The following is a 15,511-nucleotide window of genomic DNA, read 5'->3' on the forward strand; positions in this document are numbered from 1 at the left end:
CCCCGCGACTGCGGGGCCCGCTTCCGTCGTGGCGGGGCGGGGCCGGTTACAGAGCGGCCGCCCGTGCCTTGCGGTAGATCAGGGCGCCCCCGATCAGAGCGCCCGCGCCCAGCGGGAGGACGAGGCCCAGCGGGAGGTCGCCGCCGGTCTGGGCGAGCTGCGCGACACCGTCGGTCTGGGGGCCCGGGGTGTTGGTGTCACCGCGGGGGACCTCGTCGCCGGGCCGGACCGGCTTGTCCGGTGTCTGCGGGGACGCCTCCTCAAAGTCGCCCGGCGGGGTCTGCCGGCCGCCGCCCGGGTTCTCGTGCGCCCCTCCGCCGCCCGAGTTCGCGCAGTCGTTGCCCGTGACCCCGTTGCCGATACCGATCACGCCGATGTTGTTGCCGCACAGGTTGATCGGGACGTCGACCGGGACCTGCACGCTGTTGCCCGAGCCCACGCCCGGCGATCCGCCGGTGTGACCGTCCGCGTGCGAGCCGTCGTACGACGGACCGTGACCGCCGTGGCCGTGGTCGCCGTAACCGCCGCCGCCCCCGCCGTTGGAGCAGTCGTTGCCGGTGGCCGGGTTGGCGGCGCCGACCACGTCGACGGTGTTGCCGCACACGTTGACCGGGACGTGCACCGGAACCTGGACGTGGTTGCCGGAGGCCACACCCGGCGAGTCACTGGTGTGACCGCCCGCGTGGGAGCCGCCGTGCGACGCCCCCTGGCCGCCGCGTGCGTGCTTGCCGCCGCCGCCGTTGGAACACTTGTTGCCGGCCGCCGGGTTGAGCAGTCCGACCACGCTCACCGTGTTGCCGCAGACGTTGACCTCGGTCTCCACCGGCGCCTGCACGGTGTTGCCGGAGAGCACGCCGGGCGAGTGGGTGGCGGATCCCTGCGCACCGGCGTCGGCGTGCGCGGCACCGCCCGCCGCGGCGAGCACACCGGACGCGGCCGCCATGGTCATGAGGCCTTTGCGGGTGACCTGTCGCATTGCTGAATTACCTGCCTTAGCCCTGATGTTCTGATTTTCTGCGCCTTGCGGGAATACCGGTCGGCCCCGGAGTGCATGGCGCGCACTCCGGGGCCGGCGGTTGTTTCAGACCCTCACCTGGTGAGGTACGACGTCACTTGTTGATGCAGGTGTTGCCGAAGGCGGGGTTCAGCAGCCCGATCACCGAGATCGTGTTGCCGCACACGTTCACGGGGACGTGAACCGGCACCTGGACGACATTGCCGGACGCGACACCCGGGGAGCCGACGGCGGCACCCTGAGCCCCGGCGTCGGCGACGGCCAGACCCGCGCCCGCGAGAACCAGACCACCGGTGGCAGCCGCAGCGGCGACGACCTTCTTGAGCATTATTCCTCCTTGTAGGCAAAGCGACCCCAAGTAGCGAGTCACACCACCTGTAACGAGGAGGGAGTATTGGAGCTACGAGCTTATGGTCCGATTCACTCGACCCGGTCGATCCTCGTACGCGCAGCCGAATAAAAGCCGAACACGTGTCGACACGTCTCGCCGGGTACGGACGGGTTCAGGACGCGTCGATGAAACGGTCGAGGACGCGCACACCGAACTTCAGACCGTCCACCGGCACCCTCTCGTCGACGCCGTGGAACATGCCCGCGAAGTCCAGCTCCGGCGGCAGCTTGAGCGGCGCGAAGCCGAAGCCCCGGATCCCGAGGTCGTCGAAGGACTTGGCGTCCGTACCGCCGGAGAGCATGTACGGGACCGCCTTCGCGGCCGGGTCCTCGGCAAGCAGCGCCGACTGCATGGCGTCGACGATCGCCCCGTCGAAGGACGTCTCCAGCGCCTTGTCGCAGTGCACGTCCTCGCGCCGCACGTTCGGGCCGAGGATCTTGTCGAGGTCGGCGAGGAACTCCTCCTCGAATCCGGGCAGGAACCGCCCGTCGACATGCGCGGTCGCCTCGCCCGGAATGACGTTGACCTTGTAGCCGGCGCCGAGCTGGGTGGGGTTGGCGGTGTTGCGCAGGGTCGCGCCGATCAGCTTGGCGATCCCTCCGAGCCGGGCGAGGGTGCCCTCCATGTCCTCCGGGTCGAGGGTGGTGCCGAGGGCGTCGCCCAGTTCGTCGAGGAAGGCCCGGGTGGTCTGGGTGACCCGTACCGGGAACTGGTGGCGGCCGAGGCGGGCGACGGCCTCCGACAGCTCGGTGATGGCGTTGTCCCGGTGGATCATCGAACCGTGCCCGGCCGTGCCGGCCACGGTGAGCTTCATCCAGTGCATGCCCTTCTCGGCCGTCTGGATCAGATAGAGCCGCCGCTGCTCGTTCACCGTGAAGGAGAAGCCGCCGACCTCGCTGATCGCCTCGGTGACGCCCTCGAAGAGGTCGGCGTGGTTCTTCACGAGGTGCTTCGCCCCGTAGGTGCCGCCGGCCTCCTCGTCCGCGAGGAAGGCGAGCACGATGTCGCGCGGGGGCTTGCGGCCGCTGCGCAGCCGGTCGCGGACGACCGCCAGGGTCATCGCGTCCATGTCCTTCATGTCGACGGCGCCCCGGCCCCAGACACAGCCGTCCGCGACCTCGCCGGAGAACGGGTGGTGGGTCCAGTCCACGGCGTTGGCCGGAACGACGTCGGTGTGGCCGTGGATGAGCAGCGCGGGCCGCGAGGGGTCCTCGCCCTCGATCCGGGCCACCGTCGACGCGCGGCCCGGGTGCGACTCGAAGATCTGTGGCTCCAGCCCCACCTCGGCCAGCTTCTCGGCGACGTATTCGGCGGCCTTGCGCTCCCCGGGCCCCGAGTGGTCGCCGAAGTTGCTGGTGTCGATCCGGATCAGCTCGCGGCAGAGGTCGACGACCTCGTCCTCACCGGTCACGCGCCTGCCCGTGTCCGTCTCGTTCACGCTGGTTCCTCCCGCTGTCGCTGCTGGTGGTTCCCCCTCATCCTCCTCCTGCCCCACCGCCCGTCCCAAGACCGGGACCGGCCGGGTCACACGCCGTTCACACCCGGCCGCCCGGGGACGGGGGGTGATCGGGGGCCTGGGAAAGCCTGGTAATGTTTCCTTCGTCGCCACGGGGGGAACCCCGCGCGACAGACACCTTGTCCGGGTGGCGGAATGGCAGACGCGCTAGCTTGAGGTGCTAGTGCCCTTTATCGGGCGTGGGGGTTCAAGTCCCCCCTCGGACACACAGGGGCGAAGGCCGCGACCATCAGGTCGTGGCCTTCGTCGCGTTGAGCCGAGGAAATGTGGGCGACGTCTCCCCCCATCAGGAAAACCCCAGGTCACGGCCCGCCCTTCCGCCCTTCCGGGCCGCCCGGTGGACGCCCCCGCTTGGCCGACACGACAGGCCGTAGTCACCCGAGCACTAGAGTATTGGGCTTGTTCGGTGCCGATACCGGAAATATCCCCAGGCAGACCTGCGGGCCCGTCGGCGCCCCCGGATGGTCCGGGTTCGAGACGCGAGGATCCGATGGCCGCCGTGCACGAGAGTCCTGACCTGACGCTGCTCGACGGTGAGCTGGCCGAGGCAGCCGGAGGGTTCGGCGGGACGGCGATCTTCTCGGCCGGTCCGGCGGCCTCGCCGCGCACGCTCGTGGACGTCTTCGAGGCGTCCGTGCGGTCGTTCCCGGACGAGCCGGCGCTGGACGACGGCAGGCGCCGGCTGACCTACCGCGCACTGGCGGTCGAGGTGGAGCACCTGCGGCAGCGCCTCGGGGCGGCCGGGGTCGGACGGGGCGACCGCGTCGGGGTGCGGGTGCCGTCGGGCACGAACGACCTGTATGTCGCGATCCTCGCGGTGCTCGCGGCCGGCGCCGCCTATGTGCCCGTCGACGCCGACGACCCCGACGAGCGGGCCGAGCTGGTGTTCGGGGAGGCGCGGGTGCGGGCCGTCGTCGGGGCCGGGCACGAGCTGACCGTGGACGGCGCGTCCGAGGTGCCCGCCGCCCGGCCCGGGGCCGGGCACGACGCGTGGATCATCTTCACCTCCGGGTCGACCGGGAAGCCCAAGGGCGTGGCGGTCAGCCATCGCAGCGCCGCCGCGTTCGTGGACGCCGAGGCGCGGCTGTTCCTGACCGAGGAGCCGATCGGGCCCGGGGACCGGGTGATGGCCGGGCTGTCCGTGGCCTTCGACGCGTCCTGCGAGGAGATGTGGCTGGCCTGGCGGCACGGGGCCTGTCTGGTGCCGGTGCCGCGTGCGCAGGTCAGGAGCGGCGCCGACCTGGGGCCCTGGCTGGTCGAGCAGGAGATCACGGTCGTGTCGACCGTGCCGACGCTGGCCGCGCTCTGGGAGCCCGAGACCCTCAACGACGTCCGGCTGCTGATCTTCGGTGGTGAGGCCTGCCCGCCGGAGCTGGCGCAGCGGCTGGTGACGGAGGGCCGCGAGGTCTGGAACACCTACGGGCCGACCGAGGCCACCGTCGTCGCCTGCGCCTCGCTGATGTCCGGCGAGGAGCCGATCCGGATCGGGCTGCCGCTCGACGGCTGGGAACTGGCCGTCGTCGACGAGGCCGGGGAGCCCGTGCCGATGGGCGGCAGCGGGCAGCTCGTGATCGGTGGCGTGGGGCTCGCGCGGTATCTCGACGCCGAGAAGGACGCGGAGAAGTACGCGCCGCTGAAGTCGCTGGGCTGGGAGCGCGCCTATCGCAGCGGCGACCTGGTGAAGGCGGAGCCGGAGGGGCTGGTGTTCCTCGGGCGGGCCGACGAGCAGATCAAGCTCGGCGGGCGGCGGATCGAGCTGGGCGAGGTCGACGCCGCGCTGCAGGCGCTGCCCGGTGTCGCGGGCGCCGCGGCGGCCGTACGGACGGCGCGGAGCGGCAATCAGCTGCTCGTCGGCTATGTGGTCACCCAGGACGGCTGGGATCGGGCGGCGGCCGTGGAGAAGCTGCGGGCGGAGCTGCCGGCGGCGTTGGTGCCGCTGCTGGCGCCGGTGGCGGAGCTGCCGACCCGGACGTCGGGGAAGGTGGACCGCGACGCCTTGCCGTGGCCGCTGGCGGAGCAGGAGAGCACCGGGCCGGCCGAGGAGCTGTACGGGACGGAGGCGTGGCTCGCCGAGCAGTGGGCCGAGGTGCTGGGCGTCCCGGTGGGCAGTGCTCAGGACGACTTCTTCGCGATCGGCGGCGGCAGCCTGGGCGCCGCCCAGCTGACGACCCGGCTGCGGACCCGGTATCCGGGCGTCGCGGTGGTGGACATCTACCAGCGGCCCACGCTCCGGAAGCTGGCCCGGTATCTGGAGGAGTCCGGCGGGCAGGACGGTCCCGGCCGGGACGTGGCGCCGGTGCCCGTGCGGGCGCGGCTCGTGCAGCTGGCGCTGCTCGTCCCGCTGTTCACGCTGCTCGGGCTGCGCTGGGTCGTTCCGCTGGCGGCGCTCGGGAATCTGCTGACGCCATACGCCTGGCTGCCGACCGCGCCCTGGTGGGCCGTGGCGGTGGGGGCGGTGCTGTTCTACACCCCGCCGGGCCGGCTGGCGGTGGCGGCCGGCGGGGCGCGGCTGCTGCTGCGCGGGGTCGTGCCCGGGCGGCACGCGCGCGGCGGGAGCGTGCACCTGCGGCTGTGGGCGGCGGAGCGGCTGGCCGAGTTCAGCGGGGCGACCTCGCTGACCGGGGTGTGGCTGGAACGGTACGCGCGGGCGCTGGGCTGCAAGGTCGGCACGGACGTCGATCTGCACGCGCTGCCGCCGGTGACCGGGATGCTGAAGCTCGGGCGGGGTGCGGCCGTGGAGTCCGAGGTGGACCTCTCCGGGTACTGGCTCGACGGGGACCGGCTGGAGATCGGGGCCGTGAAGGTCGGGGCCGGCGCGGTCGTGGGGACGCGGAGCATGCTGTTGCCGGGTGCCAGGGTCGGCAAGCGGGCCGAGGTGGCGCCCGGGTCGGCGGTGGCCGGGCAGATCCCCACCGGGCAGCGGTGGGCCGGGGCGCCCGCGGGGAAGCTGGGCAAGGCGAAGCGGAACTGGCCCAAGGAGAGGCCGCAGCGTGGCCTGTTCTGGCGGGTGTCGTACGGCGTGACGGGGTTCGGGCTGACCGCGCTGCCGGTGCTCGCCGGGTGTGCCGCGCTGGCCGTGCTGAGTCTGTTCGTGGACCCGGACGCCGGGCTCGGGGCCGCTCTGCGGGGCGGGGCGCTGGGGCTGGTGCCGGCCACGCTGGCGTTCGGGGCGGCGTACGCGCTGCTGCTGCTCGCGGCCGTACGGCTGCTGAGTCTGGGGCTGCGGGAGGGCACACATCCGACGCACAGCCGGATCGGGTGGCAGGCGTGGACGGTCACGCAACTGATGGACCGGTCGCGGCAGACCCTGTTCCCGCTGTACGCCGGGCTGGTGACACCGGTGTGGCTGCGGCTGCTCGGGATGCGGATCGGGAAGGGCGCCGAGGTGTCCACCGTCCTGGCGCTGCCGAGTCTGACGACGGTCGGCGACGGGGCGTTCCTCGCGGACGACACCCTGACCGCGCCGTACGAGTTGGGTGGTGGGTGGCTGCGGATCGGGCGGGCGGAGATCGGGCGGCGGGCGTTCCTCGGGAACTCCGGGATGACCGCGCCGGGGCGGTCCGTGCCGGACGGCGGTCTGGTGGGTGTGCTGTCGGCGACGCCGAAGAAGGCCAAGAAGGGCAGCTCGTACCTGGGGCTGCCGCCGGTGCGGCTGCCCCGGTCCGCCGCGGACGGTGACCAGAGCCTGACGTACGAGCCGCCCGCGCGGCTGCTGTGGGCGCGGGCCCTGGTGGAGCTGTGCCGGATCGTGCCGGTGTTCTGCTCGGCGGGTCTCGCGCTGCTGACGGTGGCGGCGCTGAGCGCGCTGGGCGGCTGGGCGTGGCCGCTGGGCGGGGTGGTGCTGCTGGGCGTCGGTGCTCTGGGATGTCTGCTCTCGGTCGTCGCGAAGTGGCTGCTCGTGGGGCGGCACCGCAGGGGTGAGCATCCGCTGTGGAGCGGTTTCGTGTGGCGCAACGAGCTGGCGGACACCTTCGTGGAGGTGCTGGCCGTGCCGTGGCTGGCCGGGTCGGTGCCCGGGACGCCGGTGCTGAACGTCTGGCTGCGCGGGCTCGGGGCGACCATCGGCCGGGGGGTATGGGTGGAGAGTTACTGGCTACCCGAGACCGACCTCGTCACGCTCGGCGACGGGGCGACGGTGAACCGGGGGTGCGTGCTCCAGACCCACCTCTTCCACGACCGGATCTTGCGGACGGATACTGTTGAACTCCGTGAGGGTGCCACCTTGGGCCCGGGCGGAATCGTCCTGCCCGGCAGCGTGGTCGGGGCCCGCACCACGCTGGGACCGGCGTCGCTGGTCATGGCCGCGGAGTCCGTTCCCGACGACACCCGGTGGCTGGGCAACCCGATCGAGGCATGGCGCCGCTGAGTGCGGCTCGTGCGGCGGCGGGGGTCTCGGGGGACGATGGACGTCGTACGAATGCGGAGCGGGGAGCAGAAGCGGCAGTGGCGGTTCAGCAGTCAGTGGGTCCGGACCCGTACTTCCCGGCGAACGGTGATGCCCGTTACCGGGTGCATCGGTACGAGCTGGCTGTGGACTACCGGCCGGGGCCGAACCGGCTGTCGGGCACCGCGCGGCTCAACGCCATAGCGGGCCGGGCCGCGCTCACCGAGTTCCAGCTGAACCTCGCCGACTTCAAGATCGGCCGGGTACGGGTCGACGGCCGGGCCCCGCACTACACGCACCGGGGCGGCCGGCTGCGCGTCCGGCCCGCGAAGCCGGTCCGGCCGGGGGCCGCGTTCACGGTCGAGGTCCACTGGTCGGGCAATCCCAAGCCGGTGAACAGCCCCTGGGGCGGGCTCGGTTGGGAGGAGCTGACGGACGGGGCGCTGGTGGCGAGCCAGCCGGTCGGGGCGCCGTCCTGGTATCCGTGCAACGACCGGCCCGCCGACAAGGCCTCGTACCAGATCTCGGTCACGACGCCGTCCGCGTACCAGGTGGTGGCGGGCGGGCGGCTGCTCACCCGGACGGCGAAGGCGTCCACGACGACCTGGGTGTACGAGCAGTCGGCGCCGACGTCGAGCTATCTCGTCGGCCTGTCGATCGGCAAGTACCAGACGGTGCTGCTGGGCGACCCCGGGCCGGGCGGGGTGCCGCAGCACGGGCACATCCCGGCCCACCTCCTCACGGAGTTCTCGCGGGACTTCGCGCGGCAGCCCGCCATGATGGAGCTGTTCGAGGAGCTGTTCGGGCCGTATCCCTTCGGGGAGTACGCGGTCGTGGTGACCGAGGAGGAGCTCGACGTCCCGGTCGAGGCCCAGGGGTTGTCGCTGTTCGGCGCCAACCACGTGGACGGGGCGCGGGGTTCGGAGCGGCTGGTCGCGCACGAGCTGGCGCACCAGTGGTTCGGCAACAGTGTGTCCATCTCCGACTGGCGGCACATCTGGCTGAACGAGGGGTTCGCCAAGTACGCGGAGTGGCTGTGGTCGGAGCGCTCCGGCGGGCGCAGCGCGCAGCAACTGGCCGCCGCCGCGCACCAGAAGCTCGCCGCGCTCCCCCAGGACCTGCGGCTCGCGGACCCGGGCCGCAAGCTGATGTTCGACGACCGGCTCTACGAGCGCGGTGGTCTGACCGTCCACGCGGTGCGCTGCGCGCTCGGCGACGAGGCGTTCTTCCGGATGCTGCGCGGCTGGGCGGGCGTCCACCGCGGCGGCGCCGTCACGACGGCCGGGTTCACGGCCCACGCCGGCCGCTACGCGGACGGTCCGCTGGACGCCCTGTTCCGGGCCTGGCTCCAGGAGCCCGGGCTGCCGCCCCTACCATCGCCGCCTGCCGTGCGGAGCCCCGGGGTTCCGGCGCGGCCGCCGTATCCGCCGACGAACGCGGGGTCGGCGTAGGCGGGGCACAATGGCTGCCATGTCATCGCGTCGCAGTGGTTCCGGGGCCGGGTCGAGGAGTGCCGCACGGGTGCCTTCGCCGGTCCCCCGTGCCTGCCCCTGCGGGCTGCCCGAGGCGTACGAGGCCTGTTGCGGGCGCCGGCACGCGGGCGCTGCCGCGGCCCCGACCGCCGAGGCGCTGATGCGGTCGCGGTACAGCGCGTTCGTCGTGCGGGACGAGGCGTATCTGCTGCGCAGCTGGCACCCCCGGACGCGGCCCGCCGCCGTCGACTTCGACACCACCATGCGCTGGACCGGCCTGGAGATCCTGGACACCCGGGACGGGACGGCCTTCCACAGCACCGGCACGGTCACCTTCCGCGCCTCGTTCCGGGGCGGCTCGCTGCACGAGCGGAGCCGGTTCGAGCGGGTGGACGGGGCCTGGGTGTACGTGGACGGGGAGTTCCTGGGCTAGGCAGCCCCGGTCAACCGGCGGTCGGCGAGTGGCCGTTGGGGGCCAGGATGTCGAGTTCCTGGAGGGCGCCCGCGGTGATCTCCCGGGTGAGCCGCTCGGCCCGGGGGGCGTCGTGTTCCCGGATGGCCTCGGCCACCTGCACGTGGAGGCTGACGGCTGCCGGGTCGGGGTCGTGGAACATGACGTCGTGGTGGGTGCGGCCGGCGAGGACCTCCTCGACGACGTCGCCGAGGCGGGCGAACATCTCGTTGCCGGAGGCGTCGAGGATCAGGCGGTGGAAGGCGACGTCGTGGTGGAGGTAGCCCTCCAGCTTGTGGCCGCGTGAGTGGGCGACCATACCGATGGCGCACTCGGTGAGCGCGGCGCACTGCTCGGCCGTGGCATGGCGGGCGGCGAGGCCCGCGGCGATCGGTTCGACGGCGCCGCGCAGCACGGTCAGCGAGCGCAGCTGGCGGGGGCGGTCCGCGCCGGCCAGGCGCCAGCGGATGACCTGCGGGTCGTAGACGTTCCACGCGGCGGACGGGCGGACGATCACGCCGACCCGGCGGCGGGACTCGACCAGGTGCATGGACTCCAGGACGCGGACCGCCTCCCGCATCACCGAGCGGGACACCGCGAAGCTCTGGGCGAGTTCGTCCGTGCGCAGCACGCTGCCGGGCGGGTACTCGCCCGCCGTGATCGCCGGTCCGAGGGTTTCCAGTACTCGGCCGTGCAGCCCCCGGCCCGGTGTGCTCATGGGGATCAGGGTACGAGGAGGGGAGGGCGAACAAAAAGTCAGACTTATTTGGGTCCAGGGCTTGAATTCGTCGTACCTAATGGGTTTCAGTGTCGTCGACGTCGGGTGACGTCACGATGTCGACGAAGACAGCGAGGTAGTGATGCGTACCCCTCATGTCGTCGTGGTGATGGGCGTGGCAGGAACCGGGAAGACCACGATCGGTCCCCTGCTCGCGTCCCGGCTCGGCGTTCCGTACGCCGAGGGCGACGACTTCCACCCCGAGGCCAACATCGCCAAGATGTCTGCCGGGACGCCGCTGGACGACGCGGACCGGGGGCCGTGGCTGGACGCCATCGGGGCGTGGGCCCACGGCCGGGACGGGCTCGGCGGGGTGGTCAGCTGTTCCGCGTTGAAGCGCGCGTACCGGGACCGGCTGCGGGCCTCCGCGCCGGGTGTCGTCTTCCTGCACCTCGCGGGCGACCGGGCGCTCATCGAGGACCGGATGTCCCACCGGCAGGGCCACTTCATGCCGACGGCGCTCCTGGACTCGCAGTTCGCCACGCTCCAGCCGCTCCAGGCGGACGAGGCGGGCGTCGTGGTCGACGTGGCGGGCTCGCCCGAGGAGATCGCCGAACGGGCGGTCGCGGCGCTGCGGGAGATCGGCCCGGCCGCGCCGTAGGGCCGCGGTCGACGGTTCTCCTCCCCCTCTCGTCCTCGCCGTCCTCCTCCCCCTCTCGTCCTCGCCGTCCTCTCCCCCTCTCGTCCTCGCCGTCCTCTCCCCCTCCCTCACCTTCCCCACTCAAGGACTCACCGTGACCAGACTCAACGTCGAGCTGCTGGCAGCGGACCCCGTCGAGCCGATCACCTCGGCGGGACACGCGCAGCTGGGCCTGGCCGTACTGGCCGGCATCGCCGTGATCGTCGTTCTCATCACCAGGTTCAAGGTGCACGCCTTCCTGGCGCTGACCATCGGCTCGCTCGCGCTCGGCGCGTTCGCCGGGGCGCCGCTGGACAAGGCGATCCTGAGCTTCTCCACCGGGCTCGGGTCGACCGTGGCCGGGGTGGGTGTGCTCATCGCGCTGGGCGCGATCCTCGGCAAGCTGCTGGCGGACTCCGGGGGCGCCGACCAGATCGTGGACACCATCCTCGCCAAGGCGGGCGGACGGGCGATGCCCTGGGCGATGGTGCTGATCGCCTCCGTGATCGGGCTGCCGCTGTTCTTCGAGGTCGGGATCGTGCTGCTGATCCCGGTGGTGCTGATGGTCGCCAAGCGCGGCAACTACTCGCTGATGCGCATCGGCATCCCGGCCCTGGCGGGTCTGTCCGTCATGCACGGGCTGATCCCACCGCACCCCGGCCCGCTCGTCGCGATCGACGCCGTGAAGGCCGACCTGGGCGTCACGCTGGCGCTGGGGCTGCTGGTGGCGATACCGACCGTGATCATCGCCGGACCGCTGTTCTCCAAGTACGCGGCGCGTTGGGTGGACGTCCCCGTCCCCGAGCGCATGATCCCCGTGCGGGCCTCGGAGGAGCTGGAGAAGCGGCCGGGGTTCGGCGCGACCATCGCGACCATGCTGCTGCCGGTGGTGCTGATGCTGGCCAAGGCGCTGGTGGACATCGTCGTGGACGACCCCGAGCAGATGGTCCAGCGGGTCTTCGACGTGGCCGGTTCGCCGCTGATCGCGCTGCTCGCGTCCGTGATCGTGGGCATGTTCACGCTGGGGCGGGCGGCCGGGTTCACCAAGGAGCGGCTGGGGTCGACGGTCGAGAAGTCCCTCGCGCCCATCGCGGGCATCCTGCTGATCGTGGGCGCCGGCGGCGGGTTCAAGCAGACCCTCATCGACTCCGGGGTCGGGCAGATGATCCTGGAGATCTCCGAGGACTGGTCGATTCCCGCGCTCGTGCTGGCCTGGCTGATCGCGGTGGCGATCCGGCTGGCCACCGGCTCGGCCACGGTCGCCACGATCTCGGCGGCGGGGCTGGTGGCCCCGCTCGCCGCGGACATGTCGACCACGCACACGGCCCTGCTGGTCCTCGCGATCGGCGCCGGCTCGCTGTTCTTCAGCCACGTCAACGACGCCGGGTTCTGGATGGTGAAGGAGTACTTCGGGATGAGCGTCGGCCAGACCATCAAGACCTGGTCGGTGATGGAGACGATCATCTCGGTGGTGGCCGGGGCGATCGTGCTGCTGTTGTCGTTGTTGATCTAGACGTACGGGACACCGACGCGCCGGTGACGCCGGTGGTGCCGATGACGCCGGTGACGCCGGTGACGCCGGTGACGCCGGTGACGCCGGTGGTCCAGGCGACCCCGGTGGTCCAGGAGGTGCGGAACCGGGGGCGCCCGGCCGTGTGCGGCGCTATGGCCGCCACAGCGGGTGTTCGCGTTCCGCCCATTCCCTGCTCACCGAGCCCGTCCGCAGGCCCCGGCGGGCTTCCGGGTCGCCGAGGGCCATGCCGATGTGGCCCGCGAGGACGATCCCGATGGTCAGCGCCAGCCAGTCGTGGACGAAGGTCGCGCTGGTGCGCCACACCAGCGGGGTGAGGTGGGTGAACCACATCATCAGGCCCGTGGCGAGCATGACGAGGGTGGCGCCCGCGATCCAGGAGGCGTAGAGCTTCTGGCCGGCGTTGAACTTGGCCGCCGGGCGGCTGCCGGGGGTGCGGCGGCGCGCGGCGCGGAGCCAGACGCGGTCGTGCGGGCCCCAGCGGTTCAGCCGGCCGAGGTCCGCGCGGAACGCGCGGGAGGCGAGGCCCGCGAGGACCGGCACCGGCAGCAGCAGTCCGGTCCACTTGTGGACCGTCACCACCAGGGCCCGGCGGCCGACCAGTTCGGCGAGGGCGGGGACGTAGAGACAGGCCGCCGTCGCCACGCAGATGCCCATCAGTGCGGCCGTGGTGCGGTGGATCCAGCGTTCGGCGGTGGTGAAGCGGCGGACGCGGGCCCTGTCCCGCACCGGCGGCTCGTCAAGTAGTGGGTGCATCGTCCCGCCCGTTCGATCGGCCGACCCACGCGTCGATGTCGTAGCCCCGCTCCTCCCAGTAGCCCGGCTCGACGTTCTCCGTGACCTCGATGCCGGAGAGCCACTTGGCCGACTTGTAGAAGTACATGGGGGCGACGTACAGACGGACGGGGCCGCCGTGGTTGTGGCTGAGGTCCTTGTCCTGCATGCGCAGGGCGACGAGAACGTCCGCGCGGCGCGCCTGCTCCAGGGTGAGGCTCTCGCTGTACGCCCCGTCGAAGCAGGTGAAGCGGATCGCGCCCGCCGAGGAGCGCACCCCGGCCGCGTCCAGCAGCGCGGAGAGCCGTACGCCCTCGAACGGGGTGTCCGGGACCCGCCAGCCCGTGACGCACTGGACGTCCTTGACCATCCGGGTCTGCGGGAGGGCCCGCAGGTCGGCGAGGGTGTAGGAGCCGGGCCTTTCGACCAGGCCGCCGACGCTGAGGCGGTAGTTCTCCGCGCTCTTGCGGGGGACGGACGACGTCACCGAGTAGTAGCGGAAGCCGCCGCCGTTGGGGAGCAGGCCGGTCAGGCCGGTGGGGTCCTTCTCGGCCGCCTCGCCGAGGAACGCCTCCATACCGCGCTGGAGTACGGGCGCGGCGACCACGCCGAGGGCGCCGAGCCCGAGGGTGCCGAGGAGGACACGGCGGCCGACGGGCGCGCCGCGCCCCGGTTCCCTGTCCGTGTCTTCGGGATGTTCCGCCGGCGCCTGCCGCGCCGTGGGATGTTCGGGGTTCACCCACTGATTCGAACATCCGCCGCCCCCGTCGGGCCAGCGACGGCGGAGATTCGTCAGGATTCCGTAAGCCTCTCGGGGCCTTCGGCGCGCTATGTCCGGGCCTTGGGCTCAGCCCGTCGCCTTCGCCGCCGCCCGGCCGGCGGTGCGGCCGGAGAACAGGCAGCCGCCGAGGAACGTGCCCTCCAGGGAGCGGTAGCCGTGGACACCGCCGCCGCCGAAGCCCGCGGCCTCGCCCGCCGCGTACACGCCCTCCAGCGGGTCGCCGCCCTCGGTGAGGACGCGGGAGGACAGGTCGGTCTCCAGGCCACCGAGGGTCTTGCGGGTCAGGATGTTCAGGCGGACCGCGATGAGCGGACCGGCCTTGGGGTCGAGGATGCGGTGCGGGGCGGCGGTGCGGATGAGCTTGTCGCCGAGGTAGTTGCGGGCCCCGCGGATCGCCATGACCTGGAGGTCCTTGGTGAAGGGGTTGGCGACCTCCCGGTCCCGGGAGACGATCTCTCGGCGCAGCTCGGCCTCGTCGATCAGTGGTTCCTTCGTGAGGGCGTTCATCCCGCGGACGAGGGAGCCGAGGTCCTTCTCGACGACGAAGTCGACGCCGTGGTCCATGAAGGCCTTCACCGGGCCGGGCACGTCCGCGCGGGCCCGGACGAAGACATCCTTGACGGACTTGCCCGTCAGGTCGGGGTTCTGCTCGGAGCCGGAGAGGGCGAACTCCTTGCCGATGATCTTCTGGTCGAGCACGAACCACGTGTAGTCGTACCCGGTCTTCATGATGTGGTCCAGCGTGCCGAGGGTGTCGAAGCCCGGGAACAGCGGGACGGGGAGGCGCTTGCCGCGGGCGTCCAGCCAGAGCGAGGACGGGCCGGGCAGGACACGGATGCCGTGGTTCTCCCAGATGGGGTTCCAGTTCTGGATGCCCTCGGTGTAGTGCCACATGCGGTCGCGGTTGATGAGGTGGGCGCCCGCCTCCTCGGCGATGCCGAGCATCCGTCCGTCGACGTGCGCGGGCACGCCGGAGATCATCTTCTCCGGGGGGTTGCCGAGCCGCTCGGGCCAGTTGGCACGGACGAGGTCGTGGTTGCCGCCGATGCCCCCGGAGGTGACGATCACGGCCTGGGCCTTCAGTTCGAAGGCGCCGGCGACGTCGCGGTTGCTGGGCTGACCGCGCTCGATCGTCGACGGTTCCAGGATCTCGCCGGTGACGGTGTCGACGGAGCCCGCGCTGCGCGCGAGGCCGGTCACCCGGTGCCGGAACTTCAGCTGGACCAGTCCCCGGGCCACCCCCTCCCGCACCCGCCGCTCGAAGGGCTCGACGAGGCCGGGGCCGGTGCCCCAGGTGATGTGGAAGCGGGGGACGGAGTTGCCGTGTCCGTTGGCGTCGTAGCCGCCGCGCTCGGCCCAGCCGACGACCGGGAAGAACCGGACGCCCTGCCCGTGGAGCCAGGACCGCTTCTCACCGGCCGCGAAGTCGACGTACGCCTCGGCCCACTTGCGCGGCCAGTGGTCCTCCTCGCGGTCGAAGGCGGCCGTGCCCATCCAGTCCTGGAGGGCGAGCGCGTGGCTGTCCTTGATCCGCAGGCGGCGCTGCTCGGGCGAGTCGACGAAGAAGAGTCCGCCGAAGGACCAGTGCGCCTGGCCGCCGATGGACTGCTCCGGCTCCTGGTCGAGAAGGATCACCTTGCGGCCCGCGTCGACGAGCTCCGCGGTCGCCGCGAGCCCGGCGAGGCCCGCCCCGATCACGATCACATCTGCGTCGTACGACATTCGAGGACGTCCTCTCGGGAACGGGTCGGGCGGAGAAGGGCAGGCCGAAGAGGGCCAGGTGCGGCGTCGCGCCTTGT

12 protein-coding genes and 1 tRNA gene are annotated in these 15,511 nt (G+C 72.2%); 6 read left to right on the top strand and 7 right to left on the bottom strand.

The window, feature by feature from the left end:
- Positions 1-46: 46 nt before the first annotated feature.
- From ACFU5F_RS13535 to ACFU5F_RS13545, 3 genes are all read right to left on the bottom strand, one after another.
- The gene (locus ACFU5F_RS13535; RefSeq protein ID WP_383886330.1) at positions 47-976 is read right to left on the bottom strand and encodes a chaplin; all 930 of its coding nucleotides are present in this window, start codon (positions 974-976) and stop codon (positions 47-49) included.
- 133 nt (positions 977-1,109) lie between these two features.
- The gene (chpH, locus tag ACFU5F_RS13540) at positions 1,110-1,343 is read right to left on the bottom strand and encodes a chaplin ChpH (RefSeq protein WP_033531632.1); all 234 of its coding nucleotides are present in this window, start codon (positions 1,341-1,343) and stop codon (positions 1,110-1,112) included.
- Between the two features lie 175 nt (positions 1,344-1,518).
- A complete protein-coding gene (locus tag ACFU5F_RS13545) occupies positions 1,519-2,844 on the bottom strand; it encodes a M20/M25/M40 family metallo-hydrolase (protein ID WP_383886335.1) in 1,326 nt (441 codons plus the stop codon).
- Between the two features lie 199 nt (positions 2,845-3,043).
- Here ACFU5F_RS13545 and ACFU5F_RS13550 point away from each other — a divergent pair.
- The 4 genes from ACFU5F_RS13550 to ACFU5F_RS13565 all read left to right on the top strand — a co-directional run bounded on the left by ACFU5F_RS13550 (position 3,044) and on the right by ACFU5F_RS13565 (position 9,211).
- Positions 3,044-3,128, top strand: a tRNA-Leu gene (locus ACFU5F_RS13550).
- A gap of 284 nt (positions 3,129-3,412) precedes the next feature.
- Entirely contained in the window at positions 3,413-7,288 is a 3,876-nt protein-coding gene (locus ACFU5F_RS13555; RefSeq protein WP_383886338.1) for a Pls/PosA family non-ribosomal peptide synthetase, read from the top strand.
- A 77-nt stretch (positions 7,289-7,365) separates the two neighbouring features.
- Entirely contained in the window at positions 7,366-8,757 is a 1,392-nt protein-coding gene (locus ACFU5F_RS13560) for a M1 family metallopeptidase (protein ID WP_383886341.1), read from the top strand.
- A 19-nt stretch (positions 8,758-8,776) separates the two neighbouring features.
- On the top strand, positions 8,777-9,211 hold the full coding sequence (locus tag ACFU5F_RS13565) for a YchJ family protein (RefSeq protein WP_383886344.1): 435 nt from the start codon (positions 8,777-8,779) through the stop codon (positions 9,209-9,211).
- A gap of 10 nt (positions 9,212-9,221) precedes the next feature.
- Here the strand turns inward: ACFU5F_RS13565 and ACFU5F_RS13570 are convergent, their stop codons facing one another.
- A complete protein-coding gene (locus tag ACFU5F_RS13570) occupies positions 9,222-9,947 on the bottom strand; it encodes a FadR/GntR family transcriptional regulator (RefSeq protein WP_383886347.1) in 726 nt (241 codons plus the stop codon).
- Positions 9,948-10,089: 142 nt separating this feature from the next.
- Between ACFU5F_RS13570 and ACFU5F_RS13575 the strand changes: the two genes are divergently transcribed.
- Together ACFU5F_RS13575 and ACFU5F_RS13580 are read left to right on the top strand one after the other, a co-directional pair.
- A complete protein-coding gene (locus ACFU5F_RS13575; protein WP_383886350.1) occupies positions 10,090-10,608 on the top strand; it encodes a gluconokinase in 519 nt (172 codons plus the stop codon).
- 133 nt (positions 10,609-10,741) lie between these two features.
- Positions 10,742-12,139 carry a GntP family permease gene (locus tag ACFU5F_RS13580; RefSeq protein ID WP_383886353.1) on the top strand — a complete coding sequence of 466 codons (1,398 nt, stop codon included), beginning with the start codon at positions 10,742-10,744 and terminating at the stop codon, positions 12,137-12,139.
- 150 nt (positions 12,140-12,289) lie between these two features.
- Here ACFU5F_RS13580 and ACFU5F_RS13585 read toward each other — a convergent pair whose 3' ends face one another.
- From ACFU5F_RS13585 to ACFU5F_RS13595, 3 genes are all read right to left on the bottom strand, one after another.
- Complete coding sequence (locus ACFU5F_RS13585; protein WP_383886356.1) at positions 12,290-12,913, bottom strand: cytochrome b/b6 domain-containing protein; 624 nt, start codon at positions 12,911-12,913, stop codon at positions 12,290-12,292.
- Complete coding sequence (locus tag ACFU5F_RS13590; protein WP_383886359.1) at positions 12,897-13,670, bottom strand: molybdopterin-dependent oxidoreductase; 774 nt, start codon at positions 13,668-13,670, stop codon at positions 12,897-12,899. Before ACFU5F_RS13590 ends, ACFU5F_RS13585 begins: the two co-directional genes overlap by 17 nt.
- A 108-nt stretch (positions 13,671-13,778) precedes the next feature.
- Positions 13,779-15,434 (bottom strand): FAD-binding dehydrogenase, encoded by a 1,656-nt coding sequence (locus tag ACFU5F_RS13595; protein WP_383886362.1) that lies wholly within the window; start codon positions 15,432-15,434, stop codon positions 13,779-13,781.
- Positions 15,435-15,511: the final 77 nt, after the last annotated feature.

The sequence above is a fragment of the Streptomyces sp. NPDC057438 genome (genome assembly GCF_042802995.1).
GTDB lineage: Bacteria > Actinomycetota > Actinomycetes > Streptomycetales > Streptomycetaceae > Streptomyces.

Bases quoted from the DNA above. Each gene is read 5' to 3' on its own strand.
- ACFU5F_RS13535 (WP_383886330.1), bottom strand. From the start codon at position 976: ATGCGACAGGTCACCCGCAAAGGCCTCATGACCATGGCGGCCGCGTCC.
- chpH (WP_033531632.1), bottom strand. From the start codon at position 1,343: ATGCTCAAGAAGGTCGTCGCCGCTGCGGCTGCCACCGGTGGTCTGGTT.
- ACFU5F_RS13555 (WP_383886338.1), top strand. From the start codon at position 3,413: ATGGCCGCCGTGCACGAGAGTCCTGACCTGACGCTGCTCGACGGTGAG.
- ACFU5F_RS13565 (WP_383886344.1), top strand. From the start codon at position 8,777: ATGTCATCGCGTCGCAGTGGTTCCGGGGCCGGGTCGAGGAGTGCCGCA.
- ACFU5F_RS13570 (WP_383886347.1), bottom strand. From the start codon at position 9,947: ATGAGCACACCGGGCCGGGGGCTGCACGGCCGAGTACTGGAAACCCTC.
- ACFU5F_RS13575 (WP_383886350.1), top strand. From the start codon at position 10,090: ATGCGTACCCCTCATGTCGTCGTGGTGATGGGCGTGGCAGGAACCGGG.
- ACFU5F_RS13585 (WP_383886356.1), bottom strand. From the start codon at position 12,913: ATGCACCCACTACTTGACGAGCCGCCGGTGCGGGACAGGGCCCGCGTC.
- ACFU5F_RS13595 (WP_383886362.1), bottom strand. From the start codon at position 15,434: ATGTCGTACGACGCAGATGTGATCGTGATCGGGGCGGGCCTCGCCGGG.